This is a genomic window from Sphaerisporangium sp. NPDC005288 (assembly GCF_040607475.1).
GTDB lineage: Bacteria > Actinomycetota > Actinomycetes > Streptosporangiales > Streptosporangiaceae > Sphaerisporangium > Sphaerisporangium rhizosphaerae.
This window is the reverse complement of record NZ_JBEXGT010000014.1, coordinates 175,300-185,505: the sequence shown is the minus strand read 5'-3', so window position 1 is coordinate 185,505 and position 10,206 is coordinate 175,300. Positions and strand designations below refer to the sequence as shown.

Sequence of the window (10,206 nt, the reverse complement as noted above, 5' to 3'; positions counted from 1 at the left end):
GCCGCCGCCGTCGCCGCCGAGCTGGCCGCCGACCGCATCGTGGCCTGGTTCCAGGGCCGCTCGGAGTACGGCCCGCGCGCCCTCGGCCGCCGCTCACTGCTCGCCCACCCCGGACGACCCGGCAACACCGAACGCCTCAACGCCGTCAAAGGCCGCGAACAGTTCCGCCCCATCGCCCCCATGGTCCTCGCCGACCGCGCCCACGAGATCTTCACCCGTGGCCCGATGGCGAGCCCGTACATGCTGTTCGTCCACGACGTGCGCCCCGAATGGCGCGACCGCATCCCCGCCGTCGTCCACGTGGACGGCACCGCGCGCATCCAGACCGTCGACCGCACCCGCGATCCGCTGCTCGCGCGGCTGCTGACGGAGTTCGATGCCCGCACCGGCGTGCCGGTGGTGGTCAACACCAGCCTGAACACCGCGGGCCGTCCCATGGTGGACGACCCGCGCGACGCGCTGGAGTGCTTCGGCTCCGCCCCGGTGGACGTGCTGGTCCTCGGCCCTTACCTCATCCGCAGGAGCGGGGTGTTCGCCTCGTGATCACGGTCGTCGTGCCCACCGTGGGCCGCGCCTCGCTCGCGGCCACGCTGGCGGCGGTCGATGCGGACCTTCCGGTCATCGTGGTGGACGATCGCCCGCTGACGTCCGGGGCCGAGCCGCTCCGGACGCGGCCGGGCGTGCGGATGCTGCGGTCGGGCGGCCGGGGCCCCGCCGCGGCCCGCAACACCGGCTGGCGCGCGGCCACCACCCCGTGGGTCGTCTTCCTGGACGACGACGTGGTGCCGTCGGACGGCTGGGGCGAGGCCCTGCGCGCGGACCTCGCCGGCCTTCCCGCCGACGTCGGAGCGAGCCAGGCGCGCCTTGAGGTGCCGCTGCCGGCCCACAGGCGTCCCACCGACGCCGAGCGCAACACCGCGGGCCTGGCCGGCGCCGAGTGGATCACCGCGGACATCGCCTACCGGCGTGCGGCGCTGGAGGCCACCGGTGGTTTCGACGAGCGGTTCCCCCGCGCCTACCGCGAGGACGCCGACCTCGCGCTGCGCGTGCGTGCGGCGGGATCGCGGCTGGTCAAGGGCGAACGGGTCACCCGTCACCCGGTCCGCGACGACGGTTTCTGGGCCAGCGCGCGCTTCCAGAGGGGCAACGCCGACGACGCCCTCATGCGCCGGCTGCACGGCCCGGGCTGGCGCTCGGCCATCGGCGGCGCCCCCGGCCGGCTGCGCCGCCATGCCGTCACGACCTTCCTCGGCGTACTGTCCCTGGTCCTGGCCACGGCGGCCGTCCCGCGCCGCGCCACGGGGCCGGGCGGCCTGTTCGGGCGGGGTCGCCGGCTGGGGACGGCGGCCGTGGTGGCGGGGGCGGGGTGGGCCGCCATGACCGCCGAGTTCGCCTGGGCGCGCGTCTCCCCTGGCCCGCGCACTCCCAGGGAGATCACCCGCATGGTCGTCACCAGCGTCGCCATCCCTCCGCTGGCCTGCGCCCACCGCCTGCGGGGCGAACTGAGCGTGCGGCGGTGACCGGCACGGCCCTGGTCGTGCGGTCCGACAACGCGGGCGACGTCCTGCTCGCCGGCCCGGCCGTCCGAGCCGTCGCCGCCAGGGCGCGCCGCGTCGTCCTGCTCACCGGCCCCCAGGGCCGCGCCGCCGGGGAGCTGCTGCCCGGCGTGGACGAGGTGCTGGAGTGGGACGTCCCGTGGATCTCCGCCGATCCCCCGCCCGCGACCGAGGAGCACACGGCGCGGCTGGTCGGCGCGGTCCGCGCGGCGGCCCCGGCTCAGGCGCTGATCCTCACCTCCTTCCACCAGTCGCCGCTCCCCATGGCGCTGCTGCTGCGGATGGCGGGCGTGCCGCGCGTCGCCGCGATCAGCGGCGACTACCCCGGGTCGCTGCTCGACGTCCGCCACGTCGTGGACGAGACGGTGGACGTGCCCGAGGCCGAACGCATGCTCGGCCTCGTCCGGGCCGCCGGGTTCGAGCCACCCCCTGGCGACGATGGAGCGCTCGCGGTGCGCCGGCCGCTGCCGCCGGTCGACCGGCTCACCGGCCCGCCCGGCTACGTGGTCCTGCATCCCGGCGCCACGGCGCCCGCGCGGGCCTGGCCCGCCGAGCACTGCGCGCGAGCCGTCGAAGCGCTGGCCCGCGCGGGCCACCGCGTCGTGGTCACCGGCGCCCGGGGCGAGCGCCATCTGACCGCCCGGGTCGCCGGGGACGACGCCCGCGACCTCGGCGGCGCCACCACCTTCGCCGAACTGGCCGCCGTGCTGGCGGGCGCCCGCGCCGTCGTCGTCGCCAACACCGGCCCCGCCCACCTGGCGGCGGCGGTCGGCACGCCGGTCGTCAGCCTGTTCGCGCCGGTCGTCCCGGCCACGCGGTGGGCGCCGTACCGGGTGCCGTCGGTGCTGCTCGGCGACCAGAACGCTCCCTGCCGCGCCAGCCGGGCCCGGGTTTGCCCCGTCCCTGGGCATCCCTGCCTGTCGTCGGTCACCCCCGAGCACGTCCTCGGCGCGGTACACGGCCTGACCGCGGCGGGACAGAGGGTCCGATGAAGAACGCACTGACCGCCGCCGCGACCGAGTCGGCCGGCCGGGCTCTGATCGGTGGCCGGCTCGGCCGCCTCGTCGCGGAAGGCTAGTCATGCATCCACACCTGCTGCGCCTCAGCACGGCGCTGGCCGCCGTCGACGACCAGGCCACGAAGATCCATACTTGGGGCAGCAAGCTCGCCGGGGTGCTGGCCGACGGCGGGCGGCTGCTGGCCTGCGGCAACGGCGGATCGGCGGCCGAGGCGCAGCACCTGACCGCCGAGCTGGTCGGGCGCTATCGCGACGATCGCCGCCCCTACGCGGCCCTTCCGCTGCACTGCGACACCTCCACGATCACCGCGATCGCCAACGACTTCGGGGCCGATGAGGTGTACGCACGGCAGGTGCGGGGGCACGGCAGGCCCGGGGACGTCCTGATATGCCTGTCCACCAGCGGAAGCAGCCCCAACATCCTGCGGGCCGCCGAGGCCGGGCGGCATTGCGGTCTCACCACCTGGGCGCTGACCGGCCCCGCGCCGAACCCGTTGGCCGGACTGTGCGACGACGCCCTCGCGGTGCCGGCCGAGGACACCGCCACCGTCCAGGAGGTGCACCTCGCGGTGATCCACATGCTGTGCGCCGTGCTGGAAGAGGCGTGCGCGTGAGCCGGGGTCCCATCGTCGTCATCGGCGACTCGCTGCTGGACGTGGACATCGAGGGCGAGGTGGAGCGGCTCTGCCCGGACGCGCCGGCGCCGGTCGTCGAGGTGACCGCCGAGCACGCCAGGCCCGGCGGCGCCGGGCTGGCCGCCCTGCTCGCCGCCCGCGACGGCGCCGAGGTCGTCCTGGTCACCGCGATCGGCGACGACCCGGCGGGCCGCCGTCTGAGGGGTCTGCTCGCCGGCCACGTCGAGGTGCTGCCGCTGCCGCTGCGCGGCGCCACCCCGTGCAAGACGCGGGTGCGGGGCCGCGGCCAGACCATGGTCAGGCTGGACACGGGCGACGGCCGCGCGCCCTGCCGTCCCGCCGAGGCCGGCGCGCCGGACGGCCGCGTCGCCGCCGTGCTTCGTGACCCGCTGGGCGGCCGCGTCGCCGCCACGCCGCACGACCTGCCACACGATCTGCCGGATGACCTGCTGGGTGACCTGCCGGATGACCGCGTCGCCGCCGTGCTGCGGGGGGCGCGTGCCGTGCTGGCGTCCGACTACGGGCGCGGGGTCACCGATCTGTACAGGGACGTCCTGTCCACCCTGGCCGCGCCCGTCATCTGGGACCCCCACCCGCGCGGCGGCCCTCCGGCGCGGGGATGCGCGCTGGTCACGCCGAGCGAGGCCGAGTCCCGCGTCCTGTGCGAGCGGCCGTACTCCTCGCCCGGGCAGGCCGCGCGCGACCTGGCCGAGCGGTTCGGGGCGGCGGCGGTTGCCGTGACGCTGAGCGGCAGGGGCGCGGTGCTGGCCGCGCGCGGCGGACCGGCCGTCCAGGTGCCCTCGCCCAGGACGGTCACCGGCCAGGACTCCTGCGGGGCCGGCGACAGGTTCGCGGCGGCCGCGGCGGCCGCCATGGCGGATGGCGCGACGGTCCGGGAGGCGGTCACGGCCGCGGTCGCCGCCGCCACCGCTTTCGTCGGACAGGGCGGCGCGTCGGCGATCCGCCTCCCGGCCCCTCGGGTCCGCATGACCGTGGCCGCCGGCGAGGCCGGGATGGAGGCCGAGGCGGTGGCGGCGCGGGTGCGGGCGGCGGGCGGGACGGTCGTCGCCACCGGCGGCTGCTTCGACCTGCTGCACGCCGGGCACGTCAGCCTGCTGCGCCGCGCCCGCGCCCTCGGCGACGCGCTGGTCGTCTGCCTGAACTCCGACGCGTCGATCAGGCGGGTGAAGGGCCCGGACCGGCCGGTGGTCGCCGAGACCGACCGCGTGGAGGTGCTGCGGGCCCTGGGGTGCGTGGACGCCGTCCTGGTCTTCGACGAGGAGACCCCGGTCGCCGCCATCGAGCGCCTGCGGCCCGCCGTGTGGGTCAAGGGCGGTGACTACCGGGGGCACGACCTGCCCGAAGCCGCCGCCGTGCACCGCGCCGGCGGCGAGATCGTGATCCTTCCCCTGGTCCCCGGCCGCTCCACCACCGGCCTCATCGCCGCCGTGCGCGCGGCCTCCTAGAGCCCGAACGACCCGATCATCGAGGAGGACCTGGTGCTGGGAAACATCTTGATCACCGGAGGGGCGTCCGGGCTCGGACGCGCGACCGCCGAGGCCGTCGCCAAGGCGGGCGGGCGGCCGCTGGTCGTGGACGTCAACGCCCCCGACAGCGGCGTCGACCACGCGATCGCCGACCTCGCCGACCGCGCGCAGGCGGAGCGCGCGGTCGGCGAGCTGGCCGAGCGGGCCGGCGGCATCGACGGGGTCTTCACGGCGGCCGGCATCGACGCCTGCGGGCGGCTCTCGGACGTGGCCGCCGACCGCTGGGAGCGGGTCATCGCGGTCAACCTGCTCGGCACCGCCTCGGTCGTGCGGGCCGCCCTGCCGCACCTGCGGCGCTCGAAGGGCCGCGTGGTGACCGTCGCCTCCACCCTCGGCCTGCGCGCCGTGAGCGACGCGACGGCCTACTGCGCCGCCAAGTTCGGCGTCGTCGGCTTCACCCGGGCGCTCGCCGCCGAGCTGGCCGGGGAGGTCGGCGTCACGCTGCTGGTGCCCGGCGGCATGCACACCCACTTCTTCGACGACCGCGACGAGCAGTACAAGCCGGGGCCGGACGCCCGGCTGAACGACCCCGAGGAGGTGGCCGCCACCGTGGTGTTCGCCCTGACCCGGCCAGCGGGCTGCGAGCTGCGCGAGCTGGTCGTCTGCTCCTCCACCGAGACCTCCTGGCCCTGAGCGGCGGGCGGGATGGCACCGGTGCTGGTGGCCCTGCGCGGGCTGGGACTGGGTGATCTGCTCACGGCGGTGCCCGCCCTGCGCGGGCTGCGGCGCGCCTACCCCGGGCATCGCATCGTCCTGGCGACGCCCGCGCCGCTGGCGGAGCTGGTGCGCACGATCGACGCCGTGGACGATTCAGTGGACGTCTCCGGCACCGGCCCGGTCCCCGTCCGCGCGCCCGACATCGCCGTCAACCTGCACGGCAGCGGCCCGCAGAGCACCGCCGCGCTGCTCGCGACCTCCCCTGGACGCCTGCTCTGCCACGCCCACCCCGACCTGCCGCAGGTGCAGGGCCCGCCGTGGCGGCACGACGTCCACGAGGTGGTCCGGTGGTGCGCCCTGCTCGGCTGGTACGGCCTGCCCGCCGACCCGGGCGACCTGGCGCTCCCCCCGCCGTCCCGCCCTCCGATGGTGCGCCCGGACGAGGCGGACGGGTACGCGGTGGTCCATCCCGGGGCGGCCTTCCCGGCCAGGCGGTGGCCCCCGGACCGGTTCGCCGAGGTCGCGGCATGGCTGCACCGGGCCGGGCACCGGGTGCTCATCACCGGGGGTGACGCGGAACGGGACCTGGCCCTGCGGGTCGCGGCCCTCGCCGGGATCCCGGAGCGGCGGGTCGTGGCCGGCCGTACGAACATCGGCGACCTGGCGGCCCTGGTCGCGTCGGCGCGCCTGGTGGTCTGCGGCGACACCGGCGTGGCGCACCTGGCCACCGCGTACGCCACCCCGTCGGTCGTGCTCTTCGGGCCGACGCCGCCCCGGCTGTGGGGGCCGCCCGAGGGCGGGCCGCACATCCCGCTGTGGGCCGGCCGGTCCGGGGATCCGCACGGCGGCACGCCCGACCCGGGCCTGCTGCGCATCAACGTCCGGGACGTCCTCGACGCCATCGCGACCTTGCTGAAGGGACATCCATGGTGAGAACCGTCGTGACCGGAGGCGCCGGATTCCTCGGCTCCTATCTGTGTGAGCGGCTCCTGGAGCGGGGTGACGCCGTCGTGTGCATGGACAACTTCCTGACCGGCTCCCCGGAGAACGTCGCGCACCTGCTGGAACGCCCCGCGTTCCGGCTGGTGGAGTGCGATCTGACCGAGTTCGTCCACGTGAGCGGCCAGGTGGACCAGGTGCTGCACTTCGCCTCTGCGGCCTCGCCCATCGACTACCTGCGCCATCCGATCGAGACGCTCAAGGTGGGCAGCCTCGGCACCCTGCACGCCCTCGGCCTCGCCCGGGAGAAGGGCGCCCGGTTCGTGCTGGCCTCCACCAGCGAGGTGTACGGCGACCCCCTGGAACACCCGCAACGCGAGACGTACTGGGGCAACGTCAACCCGGTCGGCCCGCGCAGCGTGTACGACGAGGCCAAACGCTTCTCCGAGTCGCTCACCACGGCCTACCGCAACTCCTACGGCACCGACACCGCCATCGTGCGCATCTTCAACACCTACGGCCCCCGCATGCGGCCCCACGACGGCCGGGCCATCCCCACGTTCATCCGCCAGGCCCTCACCGGCGAGCCGATCACCGTGGCCGGGGACGGACGGCAGACCCGTTCGGTCTGCTACGTGGACGACACGGTGGAGGGCATCCTCACCCTGGCCGACAGCGACTTCGCCGGACCGGTCAACATCGGCAACCCCACGGAGATGTCCGTGCTGGAACTGGCCCGGACCATCCGCGACCTGGCGGGTTCCTCCTCGCCGATCGACTTCGTCGACCGGCCGGTGGACGACCCCGGCGTCCGGCGCCCGGACACCTCGCTGGCGGCCGAGCGCCTCGGCTGGCGGCCGGAGGTGGAGGTGACCACCGGGCTGCGCCGCACCATCGACTGGTTCGCCGAGCGCCTCATCGGCACCCGCTGACCTGCCGCGCGCCCCGGCCGCGGCGCTCGAACGCGCGGTGCGGCCGGTGGGCGCCTGTCAGGCGCGCGGTACGAGCCGGCGGGCGCCGCCGCCGCGCCATTCGGCCAGCAGCACCGTGGCGTCGTCCTGCAACTCGCCGCTGTGGTAGTCGAGCACGTTGCGGATCAGGCGGCGCAGGGTCTCGGGGACGGCGAGGCCGGCGGCGTTGTGCCGGATGATGAAGTCGACGAAGTGGTGCAACCCGAACTCCTGCCCGTGCCGGTTGCGGGCCTCGGTGATGCCGTCGGTGTAGAGCAGCAGCCGGTCGCCCGGCTCCAGCTGCTCCCGGCACAGGGTGACGGGAATGCCGAGGTCAAGGCCGAGAGGGTGGGACGGCGGGCACTCCAGGGTGGAGGTCCAGCGTCCGTCCCTGATCACCACAGGAGGGTGGTGCCCCCGGTTGACCCACGTCAGCAGGCCGGTCGTCAGGTCGAGATGCGCCATGATCGCGGTGACGAAGCGGACGCCCCTGCCGAACTCCTCGATCAGGACGCGCTCGACGTTCTCGCTGGTCTCGACGAGCCCCGCGCCCTGGCGGCGGTGGTTGCGGCAGGCGGCCACGGCAAGGTTGGCGGTGAGCCCGGCGGAGGTGTCATGGCCCATCGCGTCGAAGATGGCCAGGTGCACGACGTCGCCCGCGATGGCGTAGTCGAACGCGTCGCCGCCGATCTCGTACGCGGGCTCCAGGACGGCGCCGATCACCATGGTCTCGTTGGCGAACGTGAGCGGCGGCGTGAGGTTCCACTGCATCTCGGCGGCCACGTTCATCGGCTTCCTCCGCACCAGCCGGGCGTAGGAGTCGCTGTAGGGCCGCTTGCTGATCACCAGGAGCGCGACCAGCGACGCCAGGGACTCGACGGCCTCGCGGTAGGCGAACCCGGTCTCGCGCGGGATCTCCTCGGCGGCGGCGTCCGTGACCTCTTCACCGTGAGACGGGGCGTCCTGGGGATCGCGCGTGGCGGCCCGGAACACCCCGAGACGCTCGACGCCGTCCAGCATGGGCACCCAGAGGATCGTGCCGCCGCCGGGCGCGGCGGACGACAGTATCCGCGTCTCCTGGAAGACCCGGCCCGCCAGCGTCCCCTCGACGCTCAGCTCGGTGACCTCCTCGGTGCCCGGCTCGCCGGCGAACATCTGCCCGCCGGCCGTGTCGCCGGTATCGGCCTTGTCCTTGGCGGCGATCTCGTCGAGGGCGGTGAGCGGGCGCAGCACGTTCTGCTGCAGGTCGGCCAGATAGATGCGCACGTCGTGCAAACCCGCGCGCGCGGCGTGCTCGGCCACCAGGGCCGGAATCTGTTCCAGGGCGGCGAAATGGGCGTCGTCGAGCAGGCGGACCAGCATCTCCGCCGTGCCGTCGCGCCGTTCCATCACGCGACCGACCGTATCAGGCGCCGGCGCGCCGCTCCGGTGAGCGGGTCATCTCGGCGGAGACCCCGTGGGGACGCGGAAGGCCGGCGGGACGCGGCCCGGGCGGCGGGTCGAGCGCCACAGGCCGAGCAGCCAGCCGACGCCGGCCAGCGCCACCACGGCCAGACCGGCCCAGTACACGATGGTGAACGACCGCAACTGCGCCTCGCTCGGGTCGGGGATGAAGCCCCGGGTGAGCAGCACCAGCTCGCCGGGCGTGCTGGTGAGCACCAGCGTGACGATCAGGGCGATGGAGTGCATCGAGTCCCACAGCGCGTGCAGCGCCGAGACGCCCAGGTAGGTGAGCACCAGTCGGCCGGTGATCAGGAAGTGGTCCCTGGTGCTCGCGCTGAACAGCACGCCGCCGAGGATCGCCGTCCACAGCCCGTGCCCGACGGGGGCGAGCAGCCCACGCAGCACCTCGGTCTGCACGAGCTGCATCAGCGACAATCCCTTGACCGTGAACAGCGCGGTGAAGGCGTACCCGGCCGACTCGAAGGCGGCGAACCCGAACCCGACCGCCGCGCCGAGGATCATGCCGTCCCGCACGGACTTGACGGCCAGGCGGCGGGTGAGGAAGGCGAGGGCGAACAGCTTCACGGCCTCCTCGATCAACCCGACCCCCGCGAACAGCCATGCCGAGGGGCGCAGCAGGTAGGACTCCAGCACCGAGGCCCCGAGCACGCCGAGCACACCCCCGGTGAGGAAGGTGCTGAACACCAGCGTCGGGGTCAGCTCCCCGGTGTCACGGCGCTCGAAGGCCCACACGACGAAGGTCACCGGCACCAGGAAGCTGCCGAGCAGCACGAGGGTGGGGATCAGGTTCGGGTTCCCGGTGAGGAAGGTGATCGCCACCGTCAGCAGCCACAGCACCAGCCCGGTCAGCAGAATGCGCACCCATGGCCGGCGCGCGGACGTCCTCGCCTCGGCACGGGCTGCCATCATGGCTCCTCCTCCAGCAGGACCGGAGCGTCCCAGGGTCGGCCTCTACCCTGCCCTGGAGGCGCCAACCGCTGGCCTCTGGCGATGAAACCGCAGGTAGAAGGGGCTGCGCAGTGTAGCCGCGCGTCCCGGGGGTAGGCAAAGAGGGGGTTCACGCGACGATTCCACGGCCCGCACCGCGCCCGCCCGGCACACAGGGTCCACGGCGGCGACGCCGGCAGTCGTCCCGGCCGGAAAAGGGCCGGAGCCCGCCGTGGATGTACGGGGGACGACATGAGCACATCATCCGGCAAGGAGCGGTCCGGGCACCTCGAGCAGGAGGAGTCCGGGCACGTCGAGCGCGACACCGGCGGGGCGTCCGGCGCGCCGTCCACACCCGCCGAGGAAGGCTCCGCGGCGGCCGGCGGCGTCCCGCATGGGATGCCCTTCGGCTCTCGCGCGAGCGAGGGCGAGACGGAGATCAGCGACGCCGAACGGGAACGCCTCAAGGAACTCAACCCGGACGACTTCGAATGACCCAGCCCTGGGCGAGAA

At 74.8% G+C, this 10,206-nt stretch carries 11 protein-coding genes; 9 read left to right on the top strand and 2 right to left on the bottom strand.

Annotation, left to right across the window (positions count from 1 at the left end; translation table 11 throughout):
- From ABZU32_RS16035 to ABZU32_RS16000, 8 genes are all read left to right on the top strand, one after another.
- Positions 1-543: carbamoyltransferase C-terminal domain-containing protein (locus tag ABZU32_RS16035; protein WP_354922597.1), on the top strand; the 543-nt coding region annotated here is incomplete at its 5' end.
- Positions 540-1,520: a glycosyltransferase gene (locus ABZU32_RS16030; protein WP_354922594.1), complete on the top strand. Its 981-nt coding sequence runs from the start codon at positions 540-542 to the stop codon at positions 1,518-1,520. The genes ABZU32_RS16035 and ABZU32_RS16030, both read left to right, overlap by 4 nt.
- Positions 1,517-2,548 (top strand): glycosyltransferase family 9 protein, encoded by a 1,032-nt coding sequence (locus ABZU32_RS16025; protein ID WP_354922592.1) that lies wholly within the window; start codon positions 1,517-1,519, stop codon positions 2,546-2,548. Before ABZU32_RS16030 ends, ABZU32_RS16025 begins: the two co-directional genes overlap by 4 nt.
- Before the next feature lie 88 nt (positions 2,549-2,636).
- On the top strand, positions 2,637-3,188 hold the full coding sequence (locus ABZU32_RS16020; protein WP_354922589.1) for an SIS domain-containing protein: 552 nt from the start codon (positions 2,637-2,639) through the stop codon (positions 3,186-3,188).
- The gene (rfaE2, locus tag ABZU32_RS16015) at positions 3,185-4,675 is read left to right on the top strand and encodes a D-glycero-beta-D-manno-heptose 1-phosphate adenylyltransferase (protein ID WP_354922586.1); all 1,491 of its coding nucleotides are present in this window, start codon (positions 3,185-3,187) and stop codon (positions 4,673-4,675) included. The genes ABZU32_RS16020 and rfaE2 overlap by 4 nt, the downstream gene beginning before the upstream one ends.
- Before the next feature lie 33 nt (positions 4,676-4,708).
- Complete coding sequence (locus ABZU32_RS16010; protein ID WP_354922583.1) at positions 4,709-5,389, top strand: SDR family oxidoreductase; 681 nt, start codon at positions 4,709-4,711, stop codon at positions 5,387-5,389.
- Positions 5,390-5,401: 12 nt separating this feature from the next.
- Positions 5,402-6,346 carry a glycosyltransferase family 9 protein gene (locus ABZU32_RS16005; RefSeq protein WP_354922580.1) on the top strand — a complete coding sequence of 315 codons (945 nt, stop codon included), beginning with the start codon at positions 5,402-5,404 and terminating at the stop codon, positions 6,344-6,346.
- On the top strand, positions 6,340-7,284 hold the full coding sequence (locus tag ABZU32_RS16000; protein ID WP_354922577.1) for a UDP-glucuronic acid decarboxylase family protein: 945 nt from the start codon (positions 6,340-6,342) through the stop codon (positions 7,282-7,284). The genes ABZU32_RS16005 and ABZU32_RS16000 overlap by 7 nt, the downstream gene beginning before the upstream one ends.
- Positions 7,285-7,341: 57 nt before the next feature.
- On the opposite strand, the gene ABZU32_RS15995 is transcribed toward ABZU32_RS16000, so the two are convergent.
- Entirely contained in the window at positions 7,342-8,691 is a 1,350-nt protein-coding gene (locus tag ABZU32_RS15995; protein WP_354922606.1) for a PP2C family protein-serine/threonine phosphatase, read from the bottom strand.
- Between the two features lie 48 nt (positions 8,692-8,739).
- Positions 8,740-9,675, bottom strand: a complete 936-nt coding sequence (locus ABZU32_RS15990; protein WP_354922574.1) for a PrsW family glutamic-type intramembrane protease — start codon at positions 9,673-9,675, stop codon at positions 8,740-8,742.
- A 270-nt stretch (positions 9,676-9,945) separates the two neighbouring features.
- Between ABZU32_RS15990 and ABZU32_RS15985 the strand changes: the two genes are divergently transcribed.
- Positions 9,946-10,188: a hypothetical protein gene (locus ABZU32_RS15985; protein ID WP_354848369.1), complete on the top strand. Its 243-nt coding sequence runs from the start codon at positions 9,946-9,948 to the stop codon at positions 10,186-10,188.
- Positions 10,189-10,206: the final 18 nt, after the last annotated feature.